Consider the following 20,164-nt stretch of genomic DNA (forward strand, 5'->3'; position numbering starts at 1 on the left):
GGTAGCTAAATGCGGAAGAGATAAGTGCTGAAAGCATCTAAGCACGAAACTTGCCCCGAGATGAGTTCTCCCTGAGACTTTAAGTCTCCTGAAGGAACGTTGAAGACGACGACGTTGATAGGTCGGGTGTGTAAGCGCAGCGATGCGTTGAGCTAACCGATACTAATGAACCGTGAGGCTTAACCTTACAACGCCGAAGATGTTTTGGCGAAGAGACAGAATTTTCAGCCTGATACAGATTAACAGAATTTGCCTGGCGGCTTTAGCGCGGTGGTCCCACCTGACCCCATGCCGAACTCAGAAGTGAAACGCCGTAGCGCCGATGGTAGTGTGGGGTCTCCCCATGTGAGAGTAGGGAACTGCCAGGCATCAAATAAGTGAAAAGGCCATCCGGAAGGATGGCCTTTTTGCGTTTTGGGGTTTTCCTCCTCCCCTGTGAAAGCGGGCGTCAGACCGCACCCCACCTCACAATAAACTCCGCAATCTCATCCACATTATTTAAATCCAGAACCGGTACTTCCAGAGGCAAAGCAGCATCACTCGCCACTGCAATCACGTGCTCATCAAGCGTTAATTCGCTGACATCATGTCCGGCACCGCTTCTGAACAGCAGGATCTTAGGCACGGCCTCATGCTTAAACCCCTCAACCAGCACCAGATCCAGCCTGGAATGATCCATTCGACTGACCAGATAAGCGAGATCCAGCGGCGCTTCATCCGGGGTTTCTGTCATCAATGCCCAGCGCTGATTACTCGCCACCATCGTTTGCGCAGCGCCAGCCTTGCGTAGCTCATAGCTGTCTTTCCCCGGCTTATCGACATCCATGTTATGGTGCGTGTGCTTAATCAATCCGGGACGAATGCCTTTGGCGCAAAGTGCTGGTATCAGTTTTTTTAGCAGCGTGGTTTTTCCGGTACCACTCCAGGCTGAGATCGCTAAAACGGGTATCATTTCTTCTCCTGCATCATCTGCAAATCTTCCGTGGTGTTCACGTTCACAAACGCAGATTTCATGTCGCTGAAGTCAACGGAATGCCCACCGGCCTGGCGCATAAATACCATTACCCGCCGTTCTCCTGCGGCCAGGTAAGCTTCCAGCGCAGCCGTTAACGAGCGGTTCATTAAAGCGATAGTTGGATGATCGCGCTCGCCGTCGTGTACCCATACGACGGGAGCATCACCGCGCCGCTGCACCAGACGTTCAACCAGACAAGACGGGATACAGGGCGTATCGCACGAACAAAAGAGAAACCACTCGCCCCGCGACTGCTGCATAACGGAAAGCATTCCCGCCAGCGGACCGGGGTAATCGAGCTGGTTATCCTGATAAACCGGATATCCACTGCGCTGGTAGATGTCGAGATGCCGGTTAGCGCTGATTGCCATCGACGAGACCCGATCTGCAAGCGTATCAGCAACATGCTGCCATAACGGTTTGTCGTTCAGGAGCTGAAGCCCCTTATCTTTTCCGCCCATTCGCGTTGCTCTGCCACCGGCCAGAACGACCCCGATGATTTCCTGGCGTTGATTCACGAATATCGCCTCTTTTATTGTGGGATTGACCCTGCTAACGTGTCTCTCTAAATGAAAGGAGCACTACCATGAAATGTAAACGTCTAAATGAAGTCATTGAACTCCTCCAGCCGGCATGGCAGAAAGAGCCAGAGCTGAATCTGATGCAATTTTTACAGAAACTGGCCAAAGAGTCAGGTTTTGATGGCGAACTGGCAGACCTTTCTGACGACATCCTGATCTACCACCTTAAAATGCGCGACTCAGCTAAAGATGCTGTTATTCCTGGTATTCAGAAAGACTATGAGGAAGATTTTAAAACCGCACTGCTGCGCGCCAGAGGCGTAATTAAAGAGTAAAAGCTTGTAAGCGGAGCCACCGAAATCGCCACAAGATGATATCCTGAATCATTCGTATAATTTCCGGATGATCGGATGAACGACCAGGCTTTTACTTTCCAGACATTACACCCGGATACCATTATGGATGCGCTGTTCGAGCAGGGTATTCGGGTGGATTCCGGGTTAACCCCTTTAAATAGCTACGAAAACCGCGTCTATCAGTTTCAGGACGAAGAGCGCCAGCGCTTTGTCGTAAAGTTTTACCGCCCGCAGCGCTGGTCCGCAGAACAAATTCAGGAAGAGCATCAGTTTGCCCACGATCTCCTGAATGATGATGTTCCCGTTGCCGCACCGCTCGCATTCAATAACCAAACGCTGTTGACCCATCAAGGGTTTTACTACGCGGTATTTCCGAGCCTGGGTGGAAGACAGTTTGAGGCGGATAATATCGATCAGATGGAATGGGTCGCTCGCTATCTGGGGCGTATTCATCAGACGGGACGTAAAACACCGTTTATGGCCCGTCCGACCATTGGTGTTCAGGAATATCTCATCGAGCCGCGACATATATTCGAAACGTCGACGCTAATTCCGAAGGCGTTAAAGGATAATTTCCTCGCGGCGACCGATAAGCTTATTGATGCCGTAAAAGCCAGCTGGCGAGAGGATATTACGACGCTGCGTCTGCACGGTGACTGCCACGCCGGGAATATTCTCTGGCGCGACGGCCCGCTATTTGTCGATCTCGACGATGCCCGTATGGGCCCAGCGGTTCAGGATCTGTGGATGTTGCTCAACGGTGATAAAGCCGAGCAGCGCATGCAGCTTGAGACCATAATTGAAGCTTATGAAGAATTTAGCCCCTTTAATTCAGACGAAATTGCCTTGATAGAGCCTTTACGTGCGATGCGTTTTGTTTATTATCTCGCGTGGCTAATCAGGCGTTGGGAAGACCCGGCGTTTCCCCGAAATTTCCCCTGGCTTACCGGGGAGGATTACTGGCGCAACCAGATATCCGCATTTACCGAGCAGGTTAAAGTTTTGCAGGAACCACCTTTGCAATTAACGCCGATGTATTAATTGGACACACCCAGGAGAGAGTTAATCATGAAAAAAATTTGGCTGGCGCTGGCTGGTATGATTCTGGCATTTAGCGCATCTGCTGCGCAGTTTACCGACGGCAAGCAGTACATCACGCTGGACAAGCCTGTTGCTGGCGAGCCGCAGGTGCTGGAGTTCTTCTCGTTCTACTGCCCGCACTGCTACGAGTTTGAGCAGGTGCTTCATGTTTCTGATAACGTGAAGAAAAAACTGCCGGAAGGCACCAAAATGACCAAATATCACGTTGAGTTCCTTGGCCCGCTGGGTAAAGACCTGACTCAGGCGTGGGCGGTTGCAATTGCGCTGGGTGTGGAAGATAAGATCACCGCGCCAATGTTTGAAGCCGTACAGAAAACCCAGACCGTGCAGACCGCCGCAGATATCCGCAAAGTGTTCGTAGATGCCGGTGTGAAAGGTGAAGACTACGACGCGGCCTGGAACAGTTTTGTGGTGAAATCCCTCGTGGCGCAGCAGGAAAAAGCGGCTTCAGACCTTCAGCTGCAGGGCGTTCCGGCGATGTATGTTAACGGCAAATACCAGGTGAATACGCGTGGTATGGATACGACCAGCATGGATATCTTCGTACAACAGTACGCTGATACCGTGAAGTATCTGGTTGAGAAGAAGTAACAGACATAACGAAAACGCCGGTCACTGACCGGCGTTTTTGTATGAAGATTTGATACTCGCTATCTGCTCGTCTTTCTCTTTCCAGAGCGTATTAAGCCAAAGCTGGAAACGACGTTTGAAGTTTTTATCGTTTACGTAATCACCATGCAGTGCCGTGTCGACCGGCACCAGATCAACACGAACAACAATACGCGTCAGCTTGCCGCTCAGCATATCGTAGAACGGCGTCCTGTCGTTCTCGGGATAGCAGAGCGTCACGTTCAGCAGCTTATCGAACTGTGCACCCAGCACGTTGAGCGCCATGGCTATACCCGCCGCCTTTGGCGGCAACAGGTTCTGATAGGGGGAGCGAGTCTGCTGGCGCTTCTCTTCGGTAAAGCGGGACCCTTCAACGAAGTTAACTATCGTCGTGGGATGCGCGCGAAACTTTTCGCAAGAGCGGCGCGTGGTTTCAACATCCTTACCACGGCGTTCCGGATGACGAAGCAAATAGCTGCGCGAATAGCGTTTCATAAACGGCATATCCAGCGCCCAGCAGGCCAACCCAATAAAAGGGACCCAGGCCAGCTGCTGCTTCAGAAAGTACTTATTCATCGGTATGCGTTTGCGAAACAGCACGCACAATACAACGATGTCGGCCCAGCTGTGATGATTGCAGATCAGCAGATACCAGTTCTTTTTGTTCAGCATGTCGAGACCCTGAACATCCCACTTAAGCCAGGGGTTAAGGTGCAGCAGGATCGCCAGCCCTTCACACCAGCAATACATCATAAAATTACAAAAAGCAGAAACCGCGCGCCATACCGCAGGAACAGGCAACAGCAGCTTAATTATTCCGGCAATAATGATCGGCACAGAACAGGCGATGGTAACCAGAATGGTTAAAATGACGCTAAGCAATAATGTTATTGCAGCGAGTATTTTCGACATAATCAGTTTTTTCAGATAGTTAGCTGTAAATGAGCAGCCGGCTACCCGGTGCTGGGCGCCGATCTTATCAGAAATTCGCCCTCAGCAGGGCGCTTTCACGCGAAGAGGCGGCGGCCCGTGCCTCATGGCAGCGAATTTATCCATGCAGGAAGCGTGTTTACGTCTTATATCCACAAAGACTAAATAACCATCAGCAAGGGGTGATCTCGCACAATCGTTAATTATTTTGTTGATTTTATTGGGTAAATTAAAATAAAACCTCAAACTTAAAGAACTGTTATTCACCTGTATTGAAAATATTCACAAACTTATCCACAGTTTGATTTTGCGAGCGATCTTCACGATCGCAAAATCTTTTCCGCTATCAGGCGCTAAAACCTGATGTTTTCATCCTTCTGTGGCATCCTTTATCCATAAATTAATTAAAGGCACGGACATTATGGTTCAGATCCCAGAAAACCCACTTATACTCGTCGATGGCTCTTCTTACCTTTATCGGGCGTATCATGCGTTTCCTCCTCTGACCAACAGCGCAGGAGAACCTACCGGCGCAATGTACGGCGTGCTGAATATGCTGCGCAGCCTGATTTTGCAGTATCACCCGACGCATGCGGCTGTCGTCTTTGATGCGAAGGGCAAAACCTTCCGCGACGAATTATTTGAGCACTACAAATCTCACCGCCCTCCTATGCCTGACGATCTGCGTGCGCAGATTGAACCGCTGCACGCTATGGTGAAAGCAATGGGGCTGCCTTTGCTGGCTGTCTCGGGCGTTGAGGCTGACGACGTGATTGGCACCCTGGCGCGTGAAGCCGAAAAGGCAGGTCGCCCGGTGCTGATCAGTACCGGTGATAAAGACATGGCGCAGCTTGTGACGCCGGGGATCACGCTGATCAACACCATGACCAACACTATTCTGGGCCCGGAAGAAGTTGTCGCCAAATACGGCGTGCCGCCAGAGCTCATTATCGATTTCCTCGCCCTGATGGGAGACTCCTCCGATAACATTCCTGGCGTACCGGGCGTGGGCGAAAAAACGGCTCAGGCGCTGCTGCAAGGGCTGGGCGGGCTGGATACGCTATACGCCGAGCCTGAGAAAATTGCCGGGCTTACCTTCCGTGGCGCAAAAACCATGGCCGGAAAGCTCGCCGATAATAAAGAGGTGGCTTACCTCTCCTATCAGCTGGCCACCATCAAAACCGACGTAGAGCTGGAACTTACCTGCGATCGGCTTGAAGTACAGGAACCCGCCGCCGATGAACTGCTTGGCCTGTTCAGGAAGTATGAATTTAAACGCTGGATCACCGATGTGGAAGGCGGTAAATGGCTCCAGGCTAAAGGAGCGAAACCCGCGGCTAAGCCGAAGGAAACCCTCGTCGTAGATGCCGAAGAAGAGGCAGAAGAAGCGGCGACAGCGCTCTCCTTCGATAACTATGAAACCATTCTCGAAGAGTCACAGCTCGTCGCCTGGATTGAAAAGCTGAAAAAAGCACCGGTATTTGCGTTCGATACCGAAACGGACAGCCTTGATAACATTTCTGCCAATATGGTGGGCCTGTCGTTCGCGACGGAGCCGGGTATTGCAGCCTACGTTCCTGTTGCTCACGACTATCTGGATGCGCCAGAGCAGATCTCGCGCGAGCGCGCCTTAGCGCTGCTGAAGCCAATTCTGGAAGACGAGAAAGCGCTGAAAGTCGGTCAGAACCTGAAATTCGACCGCGGCATTCTGCAAAACTACGGTATCGAACTGCGTGGTATTGCCTTCGACACCATGCTGGAATCCTACATTCTGGACAGCGTGGCGGGCCGTCACGATATGGATTCCTTATCGGACCGTTGGCTGAAGCACAAAACCATCACCTTTGAAGAAATTGCCGGTAAGGGCAAAAATCAGCTGACCTTTAACCAGATTGCGCTGGAAGAAGCAGGCCGCTATGCCGCGGAAGATGCTGACGTTACGCTACAGCTGCACCTGAAGATGTGGCCAAAATTGCAGAAGCACGAAGGGCCGCTGAACGTGTTCCAGAACGTTGAGATGCCGCTGGTGCCCGTGCTGTCCCGCATTGAACGCAACGGCGTTAAAATCGATCCAACGGTGCTGCATAACCACTCTGGCGAACTGGCGCAGCGTTTGACGGAGCTTGAACAGAAAGCGCACGAGCTTGCGGGCGAGGCGTTCAACCTGTCGTCACCGAAACAGCTGCAGACTATCCTGTTTGAAAAGCAGGGTATCAAACCGCTGAAGAAAACCCCGGGCGGCGCGCCTTCAACCTCTGAAGAGGTGCTGGAAGAGCTGGCGCTGGACTACCCGCTGCCAAAAGTTATTCTGCAATACCGTGGCCTGGCGAAGCTGAAATCGACCTACACCGATAAGCTGCCGCTGATGATCAATCCGAAAACGGGCCGCGTGCATACCTCATATCATCAGGCTGTCGCGGCAACCGGGCGACTTTCGTCGACCGATCCTAACCTGCAAAACATCCCGGTGCGTAATGAAGAGGGCCGCCGTATTCGTCAGGCGTTTATCGCGCCAGAAGATTATCTGATTGTCTCCGCGGACTACTCGCAAATTGAACTGCGCATTATGGCGCACCTGTCGCGTGACAAAGGCCTGCTGACGGCATTTGCCGAAGGGAAGGATATCCACCGGGCGACGGCTGCCGAAGTGTTTGGCCTGCCGCTGGACAGCGTGACAAACGAACAGCGTCGTAGCGCAAAAGCGATTAACTTCGGCCTTATTTACGGTATGAGCGCATTTGGCCTTTCACGCCAGCTCAATATTCCGCGTAAAGAGTCGCAGAAGTATATGGATCTCTACTTTGAGCGCTATCCGGGCGTGCTGGAATATATGGAACGTACCCGCGCGCAGGCGAAAGAGAAAGGCTACGTTGAAACGCTGGATGGCCGTCGTCTATACCTTCCGGACATCAAATCCAGCAACGCGGCGCGCCGCGCTGGCGCTGAACGCGCTGCTATCAATGCCCCGATGCAGGGCACTGCGGCAGACATCATCAAACGTGCAATGATTGCCGTTGATGCCTGGCTGGAAAAAGAGAAACCGCGCGTAAAAATGATCATGCAGGTACACGATGAGCTGGTATTTGAAGTTCATAAAGACGACCTGGAAAAGGTCTCTCAGAAGATCCATGAACTGATGGAAAGCAGCATGAAGCTGGACGTGCCGTTGCTGGTGGAAGTGGGTAGCGGCGAAAACTGGGATCAGGCTCACTAAGCGTTATCGGAATAACGCGCGTTTTATGTAAGTAAGCAACATAAGTACGCGCGTTTTGTGACGATCATTAGAATTCCCTATGTAAAGAATGAAAAAAAACTACAAAAAGTGCTTTTTCAGGCGACAAAAAAAGAGTAGAGTTAACGACGTAGGGTACAGAGGTAAGATGTTCTATCTTTCAGACCTTTTACTTCACGTAATCGGATTTGGCTGAATATTTTAGCCGCCCCAGTCAGTAATGACTGGGGCGTTTTTTATTGCGGCAAAGAAAACGTCAGGCAAAAAAAAGCGCGGTCATCGCCGCGCCCATCGTTACTCTGCTTCCGCTTCTGTCGCCGGTTCGAGATCGTTGAACCAGCTGTCGAGTTTCTGACGCAGCTTGTCCACGCCCTGCTTTTTCAGCGAGGAGAACGGCTCAACCTGCACATCACCGTTGAACGCCAGCACCGCTTCGCGAACCATGTTCACCTGCGCTTTGCGCGCGCCGCTCGCCAACTTATCCGCTTTTGTCAGCAGCACCAGCACCGCAATATCGCTTGCCACTGCCCAGTCAATCATCTGCTGGTCGAGATCTTTCAGCGGATGGCGGATGTCCATCAGCACCACCAGCCCCTTCAGGCACATGCGTTTTTCGAGGTATTCACCCAGCGCACGCTGCCATTTGATCTTCATCTCTTCCGGCACCTGCGCGTAGCCGTAGCCCGGCAGGTCGACCAGGCGTTTGCCTTCAGCCACTTCAAACAGGTTAATCAGCTGGGTACGGCCAGGTGTTTTTGAGGTCCGCGCCAGGTTTTTCTGATTGGTCAGCGTATTCAGGGCGCTGGATTTTCCCGCATTGGAGCGGCCAGCAAATGCCACTTCAATCCCCGTGTCTGAGGGCAGGTGGCGAATATCGGGCGCACTGGTGACAAAATGCGTCTGTTGGTAGTTCCAGGTAGTCACGTGGTCGTCTCCAAAAATCGTAATCTGCGGGGATTATACCTGAATGCGGGCAAAAGGCTTTTCCCATCGTCATTGACGTGTGAGCGTAAACCCTGAGAAATGTGAGACATCTGCTCCTGAGGTTATAAGACATTTAAGAGAAATCGCAGGCCTCAAAAATGTCAAACCATTAAAATTCAAAGAGTTGATAATGAGTAATATTCTGAAAATCCGGTTTTGTACCTTTTCGTTGCTTGTGCGTTTAGTGAAACAAGGTAAAGTGTGCGCCATGGCGAGGATGCCAACAGGATTACGACTTAAGGACAAGGGTCAGGAGCGCCAGGAGGCGAAGACTCAGGATTGTCAGGATGACCGGCGCCTCGGAGGCGTTTTAACAGGAAACGGAACCGTATCACGGACGGTAGCAGCCAAAGGATAAACAGGGTTTGTTGTAGGTAAACAGGGAATGTGTAACCCGTTAAGGGTTGTGAGTCAGGAAAAAAGGCGACAGATTGCTCTGTCGCCTTTTTTCTTTGCTTGCTTTCTGCTAGATTTCGCCGCAATTCTATACTGAAGAAAACGACTTAAAGATAAAACATCATGAAAAAACCGACCTCCGCAGCGGGCGCGAAACGCCCTGCAAAAGCACGCCGCAAAACGCGCGAAGAACTGAATCAGGAAGCGCGCGATCGCAAACGCGATAAAAAACATCGTGGCCATGCTGCGGGCAGCCGTGCTAACGGTGGCGGTGCCGCGGGCGCTTCTGCAAAAGGCAAACAGCAGAAAGATCCTCGTATCGGCAGTAAAACTCCCATTCCACTGGGCGTGACAGACACCCCGGTCACTAAGCAGCACAAACCAAAGAGCGAGAAACCTATGCTTTCACCGCAGGCTGAGCTGGATTTGCTGGAGAACGATGAGCGCCTGGATGCGCTGCTGGAACGTCTTGAAGAGGGTGAAACCCTGACCGCTGAAGAGCAGACATGGGTGGATGCCAAACTGGATCGCATTGACGAACTGATGCAGAAGCTCGGTCTGTCGTACGACGATGAAGAAGACGAAGAGGAAGACGAAAAGCAGGAAGATATGATGCGTCTCCTGAAAGGTGGAAACTAACATTTGCACCCGGCAGGTACGCTTGCCCTGCTTATAACCCTTCCGGTTATATGTTATCTGGTGTGGTTATTCGTTAAACTACGGCGGTTGTCGCGGCGACAGAAGTGGCTGCGCACCCGAATGATGGCCCGCAACGGAGCCAGAACGGGCCGCCGTATACGAACGCGACACCAACGGAAGGAGTGAGCATGTCTGTACCATCTATCGACTGGGATTTGGCCCTGATCCAGAAATATAACTATTCCGGGCCGCGTTATACCTCATACCCCACCGCGCTGGAGTTTTCCGGGGCTTTCGGCGAGGCGGATTTTCAGCAGGCCGTTGCGCGCTATCCGGAACGCCCGCTGTCGCTCTACGTCCATATTCCGTTCTGCCACAAGCTCTGCTACTTCTGCGGCTGCAATAAAATCGTTACCCGCCAGCAGCATAAAGCCGATCGGTACCTCGATGCGCTCGAGCAGGAAATTGTGCACCGCGCACCGCTGTTTAAAGGACGCCAGGTGAGCCAGCTTCACTGGGGCGGCGGCACGCCAACCTACCTGAATAAAGCGCAAATAAGCCGCCTGATGGCGCTGCTGCGCGGCAACTTCACGTTTAACGACGACGCCGAAATCTCGATCGAGGTTGATCCGCGTGAAATAGAGCTGGATGTACTGGATCACTTACGTAAAGAAGGTTTTAACCGCCTGAGCATGGGCGTGCAGGACTTCAACAAAGAGGTGCAGCGCCTGGTAAACCGCGAGCAGGACGAAGCGTTTATTTTCGCCTTGCTTAACCATGCGCGCGAGATCGGCTTTACCTCGACCAACATTGATCTGATTTACGGCCTGCCGAAGCAGACGCCGGAGAGCTTCGCCTTTACGCTAAAGCGCGTGGCTGAACTCAACCCGGACCGCCTGAGCGTCTTTAACTATGCGCACCTGCCGACGCTGTTCGCTGCTCAGCGCAAAATCAAAGATGCGGATCTGCCCTCCGCCCAGCAGAAGCTGGACATTTTGCAGGAAACCATCGCATCGCTGACCGAAGCGGGCTATCAGTTTATCGGCATGGATCACTTTGCCCGCCCGGATGACGAGCTGGCAATTGCCCAGCGTGAGGGCGTGCTCCACCGCAACTTCCAGGGCTATACCACCCAGGGCGACACCGATCTGCTCGGAATGGGCGTCTCCGCCATCAGCATGATCGGTGACTGCTATGCCCAGAACCAGAAAGAGCTGAAGCTTTACTACCAGCAGGTAGACGACACCGGCAATGCGCTGTGGCGCGGCATTGCGTTAACCCGCGATGACTGCATTCGCCGCGACGCGATCAAGGCGCTTATCTGCAACTTCCGTCTTGAGTTCAGCGACGTGGAGACGCAGTGGGATCTGACGTTCAGCGATTATTTTGCGGAAGACCTGAAGCTTCTGGCGCCGCTGGCGAAAGACGGGCTGGTGGATGTGTCGGAGAATGCGATTGCGGTCACGCCGAAAGGACGTTTATTGATTCGTAATATCTGCATGTGCTTTGACGCTTACCTTCGGCAGAAAGCGCGTATGCAGCAGTTCTCGCGGGTGATTTAAGGCGCAAAGCCGGGTAAGCGAAGCGCCACCCGGCTTTTCATCTGCAACGCGCTAGCTAAACAGCCCAACCAGCGCCGCGCACAATACCGCAGCAACGGCGGTTTGCGGCGTGTGGCTTTCAGCTGCTCCGCTCGACAGTAAAGACACTAGTGATTCCAGCATGATGGTCCCCCCAAATTTCCGGGCACGATCATACAAAACTCATCGGAACAGTAAAGCGCAAAATAACGACAGTTTGCGCTCAATTAATCATCTTTACACAGCGGTAACGATCACTCCATGCCCAGCTCTTTCAGCTTGCGGGTCAGGGTGTTTCGACCCCATCCCAGCAGGCGAGCCGCTTCCTGCTTGTGTCCCTGCGTATGGCGAAGCGCGGTGGTCAGCAGCGTGCGCTCCATTTCAGGCTGAGCCTCAGAAAGCAGGTTTTGATGACCGGAACGCAGCGCGCGATCCGCCCACTGCGCCAGCAGCGTCGCCCAGCTGTCCGGCAGGGCGTGTCCGGTACTGCTTTCCGGCACGGTGGCTTCAAACAGCTCTGCCGGTAAATCCTGAATCAATACTTCCTGTCCGGCGGCCATCACCGTCAGCCAGCGGCAGGTATTTTCCAGCTGACGCACGTTGCCCGGCCACGCCAGACGGGTGAGGGCAGCATCGGTTTCCGGGTGAAGCTGCTTGGCTTCTACGCCCAGCTCGCGGGCTGCCACCTGCAGGAAGTGGCGCGCCAGGCGCGGAATATCTTCCCGGCGCTCGCGCAGCGGCGGCAGATGAACGCGGATCACGTTCAGGCGATGGAAAAGATCCTCACGGAATTTCCCCTCCTGCACCCGCAGCTCCAGGTTCTGGTGCGTCGCTGCGATAATACGCACGTCCACCTTCACCGGGGCATAGCCGCCCACGCGATAAAACTGGCCATCCGCCAGCACGCGCAGCAGACGGGTCTGGACATCCAGCGGCATATCGCCGATTTCATCGAGGAAAAGCGTGCCGCCGTCCGCCTGTTCAAAGCGCCCCTGACGAATGGTATTCGCCCCGGTAAACGCCCCTTTTTCGTGGCCGAACAGCTCAGATTCAATCAAATCCTTCGGGATCGCCGCCATGTTCAGGGCGATAAAAGGCGCTTTCGCCCGCGGGCTGTGGCGATGCAGGGCATGAGCCACCAGCTCTTTACCGGTCCCTGATTCGCCATTAATCAATACGCTGATGGATGAACGTGACAGGCGCCCGATGATGCGAAACACGTCCTGCATGGCCGGCGCTTCACCGATGATGTCCGTCGTTGGCCCAAAGTCGGGGGCGTTGCGGGGCTGCTGTTGCTCCTGATAGTGGCTGATGGCGCGCTCAACCAGCGCAACGGCTTCGTCAATATCAAACGGTTTTGGCAGGTAATCAAACGCGCCCTGCTGGTACGCGCTAACGGCGGCATCCAGGTCGGAGTGGGCGGTCATTATGATGACCGGAAGCATCGGGTGGCGCTGTTTGATCTGCTTTAAGAGCGCCAGCCCGTCCATCCCCGGCATGCGAATATCCGAGAGCAGCACGTCCGGCGTTTTGGTGGTGAGCGCGTCGAGCACCTCGCTGCCGCTCTCAAACGTCGTGCAGCTTAATCCCGCTCCCGTGAGCGCGCGTTCAAGCACCCAACGGATGGAGCTATCGTCATCGACTACCCAGACTATCCCTCGTTGCATAAACGTCACCTTTATTTTTTAATCGGCAGGAAAACCGAGAACTCGGTATGTCCCGGCCAACTGGTAAATTCAATTTTGCCGGAGTGTTGGTCAATCAGGTTACGGGCAATGGATAAGCCCAGCCCGGTACCGCCTTCGCGACCGCTGACCATCGGGTAAAAGAGCGTATCCTGCAGCTGCGGCGGAATACCCGGCCCGTTATCTTCCACGTCAATACGTGCCGCCAGGCGATAGCGAACGCCGTGCAGCGTCAGCTGGAACGCGGTGCGGGTACGCAGAATGATTTCGCCACCCTCCGGGCCCAGCGCCTGCAACGCGTTACGCACGATGTTTAACAGCACCTGCTCAATCTGGTCCGGGTCGTGCGCCAGCTCGGGGAGGCTTGGATCGTAATCACGCACCAGCGTGACGTTGTCCGGCAGCTCCATCGAGACGAGTTTCACCACCCGCTCAGCGACCTTGTGAATGCTTTCCGATACGTGCATCCCCGGCTGCTGCGGCCCGAGCAGGCGATCAACCAGATTACGCAGACGGTCCGCCTGCTCAATAATGACGTTGGTATACTCCGCCAGCGCAGGGTCGGGCAGCGCTTTGGTCAGAAGTTGCGCCGCCCCGCGTAAGCCGCCCAGCGGGTTTTTGATCTCATGGGCCAGCCCGCGCACCAGGTCGCGCGCCGCAATCTGCTGCGCATGCTGAAGCTGCTCCTGGCTGAGGCGACGCTGGTTATCCATCGGCGCCATTTCCAGCAGGATCAGGCCGTCCGGCAGACGCTGTGCCGTGAGGGACAAAATATGCGAGCGTCCGTCGATCACCAGCGTCACTTCGTTATCGGTAAAGCCCTGGCCCGCCTGCAAACTCTCGCGCATCAGGCCGATATTCAGCGAGAAATAGCTCAGCAGTTCCGGCAGCGGCGTGCCAAACAGCTTTCGTGAGCTTTGGGCGAGCAGCTGCTGCGCCGCCGGGTTGGCGTAATGCACCGCCAGCTCGTCGTCGACCAGCAGGATGCTGTTAATCAAAGAATTGAGGATCTGCCCAGCATCGGGCAGCGTGCCAGTTGCCATTCAGCAGTCTCCTGGAGTTGTTGCACTATTTTAGTGCAGTATAGCGTTTTAGAGGTAAAAAGCGCGTGAGATCAGGTTGTTGGTGGAGAAAAAAGCCCATCCGAAGATGGGCTAAAGTTTCCACGGCAACTACCCCCGACGCGAAAGCGCCGGGTAAAACAAATCAGTTAAACGCTGTAGTACAGCTCGAACTCAACCGGGTGCGGCGTCATGCGAACGCGGTCGTTTTCTTCGGTACGCAGCGCGATGTAAGCGTCGATAGCTTCATCGGTGAACACGCCGCCAGCGGTCAGGAACTCGCGGTCTGCGTCCAGCGCCTGGAGGGCTTCTTCCAGAGAGCCGGCAACCTGTGGGATCTCTTTCGCTTCTTCTGGCGGCAGGTCGTACAGGTTTTTATCCATCGCTTCGCCCGGGTGGATCTTGTTCTTGATACCGTCCAGGCCTGCCATCAGCAGCGCTGCGAAGCACAGGTATGGGTTAGCCGCCGGGTCAGGGAAGCGCACTTCGATACGACGCGCTTTCGGAGATGCCACCACCGGGATACGGATAGAAGCAGAACGGTTACGGGCAGAGTACGCCAGCATTACTGGTGCTTCGTAGCCAGGGACCAGACGCTTGTAGGAGTTAGTGGTTGGGTTCGCCAGGGCGTTGATCGCTTTAGCGTGTTTGATAACACCACCGATGTAGTGCAGCGCCTGCTCGGACAGACCCGCGTACTTGTCGCCAGAGAACAGGTTAGTACCGTTCTTGGACAGGGACATGTGGCAGTGCATGCCGGAACCGTTGTCGCCAAACATTGGTTTTGGCATGAAGGTCGCGGTTTTACCGAAACGGTGCGCAACGTTGTGCACAACGTATTTGTAGATCTGAATCTCGTCCGCTTTTTTGGTCATGGTGTTGAAGCGGGTGGCGATTTCGTTCTGGCCAGCCGTTGCCACTTCGTGGTGGTGGGCTTCAACAACCAGGCCCATCTCTTCCATGATCAGACACATGGTAGAACGGATGTCCTGTGAAGAATCGACCGGAGGAACCGGGAAGTAACCGCCTTTCACGCCTGGACGGTGACCTTTGTTACCACCTTCGTATTTGGTGGAAGAGTTCCATGCGCCTTCGATGTCGTCGATAGCCACGTGGGAACCGGAGATGGTCGCGCCGAAACGGATGTCGTCGAACAGGAAGAACTCTGGCTCTGGCCCGAACAGAACGGTGTCCGCGATGCCGGTAGAACGCAGGTACTCTTCAGCACGTTTTGCGATGGAGCGTGGATCGCGGTCGTAGCCCTGCAGCGTGCCTGGTTCCAGGATATCGCAGCGGATGATCAGCGTAGGCTCTTCGAAGAACGGGTCAATGAGCGCGGTGGTAGCGTCTGGCATCAGAACCATGTCGGATTCGTTAATGCCTTTCCAGCCACCAATGGAGGAGCCGTCAAACATTTTGCCTTCTTCAAAGAATTCGGCGTTCACCTGATGAGCAGGGATAGTGACGTGCTGTTCTTTACCTTTGGTATCGGTGAAGCGCAGATCAACAAACTTCACTTCATGTTCGTTCAGCATCGTCAAAACGTGTTCAGCGGACATACTTAACTCTCCAGATTGGTCATTGTCGTCGTGGTAACGAGGTCTTCAAATCGGCTGGGCTGCCATATTTTTACTGTATTTCTGTAAAGCGAAATCTGTGCCAACTTTTAAAACACCCCAAAAAGGCGTTATCATGCGCACCATAGTGCAGAAGGGCTGCACCACATTGGATTCTTTGCACCATTATAGTGCTTCGATGTGAACATTGAGCACCATATTGGTGCAATTTACGTTAAAGTGCCCTTTTACCGCTCCGTGAAAGCGATCACAAAGCATCTCTGCAATACTTGTTTGCGGGGGATGTTTGTGATCCTGTTTTGTAGTGCGATTAATCCGTGTACAATAACGCGCTATTTCTAAATGCCTGAGGCAAAGTTGTGATCGAAAAATTGCGTAATATCGCCATCATCGCGCACGTCGACCATGGTAAAACTACCCTGGTTGATAAGCTGCTGCAGCAGTCCGGTACGTTTGATGCTCGTGCCGAAACTCAAGAGCGTGTGATGGACTCCAACGATTTGGAGAAAGAGCGTGGGATTACCATCCTCGCCAAAAACACCGCTATCAAATGGAATGACTACCGTATCAACATCGTTGATACCCCAGGGCACGCCGACTTCGGTGGTGAAGTTGAGCGCGTGATGTCCATGGTGGATTCCGTGCTGCTGGTGGTTGACGCATTTGACGGCCCGATGCCGCAAACGCGCTTCGTGACCAAAAAAGCATTTGCCCACGGCCTGAAACCTATCGTTGTTATCAACAAGGTAGACCGTCCAGGCGCGCGTCCTGACTGGGTTGTTGACCAGGTATTCGACCTGTTCGTTAACCTCGACGCGACCGACGAACAGCTGGACTTCCCTATCGTTTACGCGTCTGCGCTGAACGGTATTGCCGGTCTGGATCACGAAGACATGGCTGAAGACATGACTCCGCTGTACCAGACGATTGTTGACCGTGTTCCTGCGCCAAACGTTGACCTGGAAGGCACGCTGCAAATGCAGATCTCCCAGCTCGACTACAACAACTACGTTGGCGTTATCGGCATCGGCCGCATCAAGCGCGGTAAAGTGAAGCCTAACCAGCAGGTCACTATCATCGATAGCGAAGGCAAAACCCGTAACGGTAAAGTCGGTAAAGTACTGACTCACCTGGGTCTTGAGCGTATCGAGAGCGACATCGCGGAAGCTGGCGACATCATCGCCATCACCGGTCTGGGTGAACTGAACATCTCCGACACCATCTGCGATCCGCAGAACGTTGAAGCGCTGCCAGCCCTGTCCGTTGATGAACCAACCGTATCCATGTTCTTCAACGTCAACACCTCTCCGTTCTGTGGTAAAGAAGGTAAGTTTGTTACCTCTCGTCAGATCCTTGACCGCCTGAACAAAGAGCTGGTGCACAACGTTGCGCTGCGCGTTGAAGAAACGGAAGACGCTGATGCCTTCCGCGTTTCCGGTCGTGGCGAACTGCACCTGTCAGTTCTGATCGAAAACATGCGTCGTGAAGGTTTCGAGATGGCGGTTTCCCGTCCGAAAGTTATCTTCCGCGAAATCGATGGCCGTAAACAAGAGCCATTCGAGAACGTGACGCTGGACGTTGAAGAGCAGCACCAGGGTTCTGTAATGCAGGCGCTGGGCGAGCGTAAAGGCGACCTGAAAAACATGAATCCAGATGGCAAAGGCCGCGTACGTCTCGACTACGTGATCCCAAGCCGTGGCCTGATCGGCTTCCGCTCTGAGTTCATGACCATGACGTCCGGTACCGGTCTGCTGTACTCCACCTTCAGCCACTACGACGACGTTCGTCCGGGCGAAGTGGGCCAGCGTAACAACGGCGTACTGATCTCCAACGGTCAGGGTAAAGCGGTTGCGTTTGCGCTGTTCGGTCTGCAGGATCGCGGTAAGCTGTTCCTGGGTCACGGTGCTGAAGTTTACGAAGGCCAGATCATCGGTATTCACAGCCGTTCTAACGACCTGACGGTAAACTGCCTGACCGGTAAGAAACTGACCAACATGCGTGCGTCCGGTACTGACGAAGCAACGGTTCTGGTTCCACCGATCAAGATGACCCTGGAGCAGGCTCTGGAATTCATCGATGACGACGAGCTGGTAGAAGTGACGCCTCAGTCAATTCGTATCCGTAAACGTCACCTGACCGAAAACGATCGTAAACGTGCTATGCGCGGTGCGAAAGAAGAGTAATTCGGTTATGCCGTAGGCCGGGGAAGCGCGTGCGCCACCCGGCAGTTAAAAAGCCGCTGAGAGATCAACGGCTTTTTTTATTAAAACGAATAGCGTAATCCCAGGCGAATCCGGTACTGCTCCCGGTTGTAATCATTCCATCTGTCCAGCCACTGAAGCTCGAGGTACGGCAGCCAGTTTCTGTCGATCCTGTAGCTGAACTTGTTGGTGATTTCCCAGTGATGGTCTTTGCCATTTTTGCTGTGGTAATCATTTACCCGCTGGAAAAAGTGCGGCTCAAAGGTGTAGAAAAACGCCTCCGTCACTTTGAAATTCCAGTAGTTAGCAAATTCGTGCGTGTCGTTCTTGTCCATCTGCCCGTTATAGTCCGGCGTGTCGTAGTTGTTATGGTTAAAGCGATAGCGGAGCGTCAGGTTGAACCCGTCCGTAAATTTGTAGTTGGTATCTAAATAGACCGCGCCGCCTGAGCCTGCGCTGCTGTCGTTAATCAATCCGCCGGGCTGGAAGGTAAGTTTGTCGGTTGGTTTAAAGAGCGGATACCACCCCTCTATTTCGTTATAGCTGTGCTTTAGCTCATCCCATTTCCCCACGTTATAGGCGTTGGTGAACATCAGCCCCGCGCCCATATCGAAGTTATAGCCGGCGCGCAGGATAACTTCGTGCAGCTCAGAGGCCGTATTGTATGCTTCGCGGGTTTCGACATAAGCCCCGGCAAATACCGGGAAGGACACAGACGACACGATCAGTACAGTGATGATTCTTTTCATAATTTGTCCATGTATCAGGTACAGAAAGGCCTCCCTCCTGATTAACAGGAAGGAAATACTGGCCGGTTTTATTGTTATAAAGTGACTGCTGACGCTTTATTGTTGTTGGTTATCTCAGGGGTATTCGCGGTTTGTTTTTTCCGTTTTCCAATCTCCTCAATAATAAAGGCGAAGCGCGCTTCGTTGAGTTTATAAAACAGCCCCATGGTCACGGCGGCAACTATCGCCAGGCCGCACGGCCAGAGGAAAATCAGCTGACGCAGGCCCAGCAGCGTACCTGCGCTCTGTACCGCATGGGGAACGTAGCCAATCTGGGTCAGCATGATGCCGGGCAGGAAACCGGCGAGCGCCGCGGAGATTTTGCGCGAGAAGGTATAGCCGGTATAAACCGATCCCTCGGCGCGGATGCCGGTTTTCCACTCGCCGTAATCGACGGTATCCGGCACCAGCGCCCAGTTCAGGCTGTTAACAAACGCGGTGCCGAAAAAGGCCATGCAGGAAAACAGCACGAACAGCAGGGAGCTGGACCCCCAGAAGAAGTTCAGCACGTCGCCTACCGCCCACAGCGCCAGCCCGCCCAGATAGACCGGCTTCTTGCCAAAGCGCTTTACCGCGCCGGGAACCAGAAACACGCCAATCAGAATGCAGCCCATGCTGAAAAAGCCCATCCACGACAGCAGATGCAGATCGTTCAGCACGTATTGGGTGTAATAGACCTGGATCGCCAGCTTGATGTTAAACGCGGCGAGGGTGCACAGGTTGGCGATACACAGCACCAGCAGCGGCGGATTGCGGAAAATCGCGCAGAACGACTTCAGAATACCCGGCTTATGGTGATCGGGCGCGATCTCCACGTAGCGCTCTTTTACCCCGCTGTAGCACCACCACATGCAGAACAGGCCGCCGGTGACAAACACCAGCGCGGCCACCAGATAGCCGAGGGAGGGCTGGCTGACGAACAGCGCCTGGATGGGCATAAAGCCGACGGTGCAAAGCAGCAGCCCCACCGTTGCGCCGCCCTGACGCCACGCCGCAAGCTGCGCGCGCTCGTTCGGGTTTTTGGTGATGGCCGGGACCATCGCACCGTAGGCGCAGTTCATCAGGCTGTAGCAGAGGCCAAACATCATGAAGAGCACGGTGGCGAGGGCCGTTTTCACCGTCAGGCTAAAGTCGTTGGCCATAAACTGCGCCGCGGCGACCAGCGCCACCGGGACGGAGGCGTACAGAATAAACGGCCGGAATTTTCCCCGCGCGCCGATATTACGCCGGGAGTCCAGCAGCACGCCGGTCAGCATGTCGGTGAACGCGGTAAAAAACTTCGCCACCAGGAAAATAATGCCGCCATAGAACGCGGGCATGCCCAGCTCGTCCGTGTAAAACTTCAGCAGATACAACGTGCCAATACAGAGCATCAGATTCGAGCCAAAATCGCCCATCCCGTAGGCGCACTTCTCTCGCAGGCTCAGTTTCAGGGTTAACGGATCAGTATTGTGTGTCATGGTCGATCCTCAGAGCGCCACGCAGGGGC

At 53.9% G+C, this 20,164-nt stretch carries 17 protein-coding genes and 2 rRNA genes; 9 read left to right on the top strand and 10 right to left on the bottom strand.

Annotation, left to right across the window (positions count from 1 at the left end; genetic code table 11):
• Positions 1-187 (top strand): 23S ribosomal RNA (locus tag IM304_RS18960); the annotation flags it as partial.
• Positions 188-252: 65 nt separating this feature from the next.
• Positions 253-368: ribosomal RNA gene (gene rrf / locus IM304_RS18965) — 5S ribosomal RNA — on the top strand.
• Positions 369-448: 80 nt separating this feature from the next.
• On the opposite strand, the gene mobB is transcribed toward rrf, so the two are convergent.
• Together mobB and mobA are read right to left on the bottom strand one after the other, a co-directional pair.
• Positions 449-952 (bottom strand): molybdopterin-guanine dinucleotide biosynthesis protein MobB, encoded by a 504-nt coding sequence (gene mobB, locus IM304_RS18970; protein ID WP_193355935.1) that lies wholly within the window; start codon positions 950-952, stop codon positions 449-451.
• Positions 949-1,533 carry a molybdenum cofactor guanylyltransferase MobA gene (gene mobA, locus IM304_RS18975; protein WP_193355934.1) on the bottom strand — a complete coding sequence of 195 codons (585 nt, stop codon included), beginning with the start codon at positions 1,531-1,533 and terminating at the stop codon, positions 949-951. Before mobA ends, mobB begins: the two co-directional genes overlap by 4 nt.
• 68 nt (positions 1,534-1,601) lie before the next feature.
• Between mobA and IM304_RS18980 the strand changes: the two genes are divergently transcribed.
• From IM304_RS18980 to dsbA, 3 genes are all read left to right on the top strand, one after another.
• Complete coding sequence (locus IM304_RS18980) at positions 1,602-1,871, top strand: YihD family protein (protein ID WP_003861904.1); 270 nt, start codon at positions 1,602-1,604, stop codon at positions 1,869-1,871.
• 75 nt (positions 1,872-1,946) lie between these two features.
• Entirely contained in the window at positions 1,947-2,933 is a 987-nt protein-coding gene (locus tag IM304_RS18985; RefSeq protein WP_193355933.1) for a serine/threonine protein kinase, read from the top strand.
• Positions 2,934-2,960: 27 nt separating this feature from the next.
• Positions 2,961-3,584: a thiol:disulfide interchange protein DsbA gene (gene dsbA / locus IM304_RS18990; protein WP_148422553.1), complete on the top strand. Its 624-nt coding sequence runs from the start codon at positions 2,961-2,963 to the stop codon at positions 3,582-3,584.
• A gap of 21 nt (positions 3,585-3,605) precedes the next feature.
• Here dsbA and IM304_RS18995 read toward each other — a convergent pair whose 3' ends face one another.
• A complete protein-coding gene (locus IM304_RS18995) occupies positions 3,606-4,514 on the bottom strand; it encodes an acyltransferase (protein WP_193355932.1) in 909 nt (302 codons plus the stop codon).
• A gap of 439 nt (positions 4,515-4,953) precedes the next feature.
• Between IM304_RS18995 and polA the strand changes: the two genes are divergently transcribed.
• Positions 4,954-7,746: a DNA polymerase I gene (gene polA / locus IM304_RS19000; RefSeq protein ID WP_193355931.1), complete on the top strand. Its 2,793-nt coding sequence runs from the start codon at positions 4,954-4,956 to the stop codon at positions 7,744-7,746.
• Positions 7,747-8,058: 312 nt separating this feature from the next.
• Here polA and yihA read toward each other — a convergent pair whose 3' ends face one another.
• Positions 8,059-8,688 carry a ribosome biogenesis GTP-binding protein YihA/YsxC gene (yihA, locus tag IM304_RS19005; RefSeq protein ID WP_148422550.1) on the bottom strand — a complete coding sequence of 210 codons (630 nt, stop codon included), beginning with the start codon at positions 8,686-8,688 and terminating at the stop codon, positions 8,059-8,061.
• Positions 8,689-9,267: 579 nt separating this feature from the next.
• On the opposite strand from yihA, the gene yihI reads away from it, so the two are divergent.
• Positions 9,268-9,783 (top strand): Der GTPase-activating protein YihI, encoded by a 516-nt coding sequence (gene yihI, locus IM304_RS19010; RefSeq protein ID WP_148422548.1) that lies wholly within the window; start codon positions 9,268-9,270, stop codon positions 9,781-9,783.
• A 188-nt stretch (positions 9,784-9,971) separates the two neighbouring features.
• Positions 9,972-11,345, top strand: coding sequence for an oxygen-independent coproporphyrinogen III oxidase (gene hemN, locus IM304_RS19015; protein ID WP_148422546.1), 1,374 nt, complete (start codon positions 9,972-9,974; stop codon positions 11,343-11,345).
• A gap of 51 nt (positions 11,346-11,396) precedes the next feature.
• On the opposite strand, the gene IM304_RS19020 is transcribed toward hemN, so the two are convergent.
• The 4 genes from IM304_RS19020 to glnA all read right to left on the bottom strand — a co-directional run bounded on the left by IM304_RS19020 (position 11,397) and on the right by glnA (position 15,668).
• A complete protein-coding gene (locus tag IM304_RS19020) occupies positions 11,397-11,507 on the bottom strand; it encodes a YshB family small membrane protein (RefSeq protein WP_148422545.1) in 111 nt (36 codons plus the stop codon).
• Between the two features lie 110 nt (positions 11,508-11,617).
• Entirely contained in the window at positions 11,618-13,030 is a 1,413-nt protein-coding gene (gene glnG / locus IM304_RS19025) for a nitrogen regulation protein NR(I) (RefSeq protein ID WP_148422544.1), read from the bottom strand.
• An 11-nt stretch (positions 13,031-13,041) separates the two neighbouring features.
• The gene (gene glnL, locus IM304_RS19030) at positions 13,042-14,091 is read right to left on the bottom strand and encodes a nitrogen regulation protein NR(II) (protein WP_148422543.1); all 1,050 of its coding nucleotides are present in this window, start codon (positions 14,089-14,091) and stop codon (positions 13,042-13,044) included.
• Between the two features lie 167 nt (positions 14,092-14,258).
• Positions 14,259-15,668: a glutamate--ammonia ligase gene (gene glnA / locus IM304_RS19035; protein WP_040077943.1), complete on the bottom strand. Its 1,410-nt coding sequence runs from the start codon at positions 15,666-15,668 to the stop codon at positions 14,259-14,261.
• A 377-nt stretch (positions 15,669-16,045) separates the two neighbouring features.
• On the opposite strand from glnA, the gene typA reads away from it, so the two are divergent.
• A complete protein-coding gene (typA, locus tag IM304_RS19040) occupies positions 16,046-17,869 on the top strand; it encodes a ribosome-dependent GTPase TypA (protein ID WP_006808726.1) in 1,824 nt (607 codons plus the stop codon).
• 80 nt (positions 17,870-17,949) lie between these two features.
• Here typA and ompL read toward each other — a convergent pair whose 3' ends face one another.
• Together ompL and IM304_RS19050 are read right to left on the bottom strand one after the other, a co-directional pair.
• Entirely contained in the window at positions 17,950-18,636 is a 687-nt protein-coding gene (gene ompL / locus IM304_RS19045) for a porin OmpL (RefSeq protein WP_193355930.1), read from the bottom strand.
• A 74-nt stretch (positions 18,637-18,710) separates the two neighbouring features.
• The gene (locus IM304_RS19050; RefSeq protein ID WP_193355929.1) at positions 18,711-20,135 is read right to left on the bottom strand and encodes an MFS transporter; all 1,425 of its coding nucleotides are present in this window, start codon (positions 20,133-20,135) and stop codon (positions 18,711-18,713) included.
• Positions 20,136-20,164: the final 29 nt, after the last annotated feature.

This window comes from Enterobacter cloacae complex sp. P40C2 (assembly GCF_014930695.1).
GTDB lineage: Bacteria > Pseudomonadota > Gammaproteobacteria > Enterobacterales > Enterobacteriaceae > Enterobacter > Enterobacter pasteurii.

What these genes read in the sequence shown, in the direction of transcription:
- mobB (WP_193355935.1), bottom strand. Translation starts at nt 952, where the DNA reads ATGATACCCGTTTTAGCGATCTCAGCCTGGAGTGGTACCGGAAAAACC.
- IM304_RS18980 (WP_003861904.1), top strand. Translation starts at nt 1,602, where the DNA reads ATGAAATGTAAACGTCTAAATGAAGTCATTGAACTCCTCCAGCCGGCA.
- IM304_RS18985 (WP_193355933.1), top strand. Translation starts at nt 1,947, where the DNA reads ATGAACGACCAGGCTTTTACTTTCCAGACATTACACCCGGATACCATT.
- dsbA (WP_148422553.1), top strand. Translation starts at nt 2,961, where the DNA reads ATGAAAAAAATTTGGCTGGCGCTGGCTGGTATGATTCTGGCATTTAGC.
- IM304_RS18995 (WP_193355932.1), bottom strand. Translation starts at nt 4,514, where the DNA reads ATGTCGAAAATACTCGCTGCAATAACATTATTGCTTAGCGTCATTTTA.
- polA (WP_193355931.1), top strand. Translation starts at nt 4,954, where the DNA reads ATGGTTCAGATCCCAGAAAACCCACTTATACTCGTCGATGGCTCTTCT.
- yihI (WP_148422548.1), top strand. Translation starts at nt 9,268, where the DNA reads ATGAAAAAACCGACCTCCGCAGCGGGCGCGAAACGCCCTGCAAAAGCA.
- hemN (WP_148422546.1), top strand. Translation starts at nt 9,972, where the DNA reads ATGTCTGTACCATCTATCGACTGGGATTTGGCCCTGATCCAGAAATAT.
- IM304_RS19020 (WP_148422545.1), bottom strand. Translation starts at nt 11,507, where the DNA reads ATGCTGGAATCACTAGTGTCTTTACTGTCGAGCGGAGCAGCTGAAAGC.
- glnG (WP_148422544.1), bottom strand. Translation starts at nt 13,030, where the DNA reads ATGCAACGAGGGATAGTCTGGGTAGTCGATGACGATAGCTCCATCCGT.
- glnL (WP_148422543.1), bottom strand. Translation starts at nt 14,091, where the DNA reads ATGGCAACTGGCACGCTGCCCGATGCTGGGCAGATCCTCAATTCTTTG.
- glnA (WP_040077943.1), bottom strand. Translation starts at nt 15,668, where the DNA reads ATGTCCGCTGAACACGTTTTGACGATGCTGAACGAACATGAAGTGAAG.
- ompL (WP_193355930.1), bottom strand. Translation starts at nt 18,636, where the DNA reads ATGAAAAGAATCATCACTGTACTGATCGTGTCGTCTGTGTCCTTCCCG.
- IM304_RS19050 (WP_193355929.1), bottom strand. Translation starts at nt 20,135, where the DNA reads ATGACACACAATACTGATCCGTTAACCCTGAAACTGAGCCTGCGAGAG.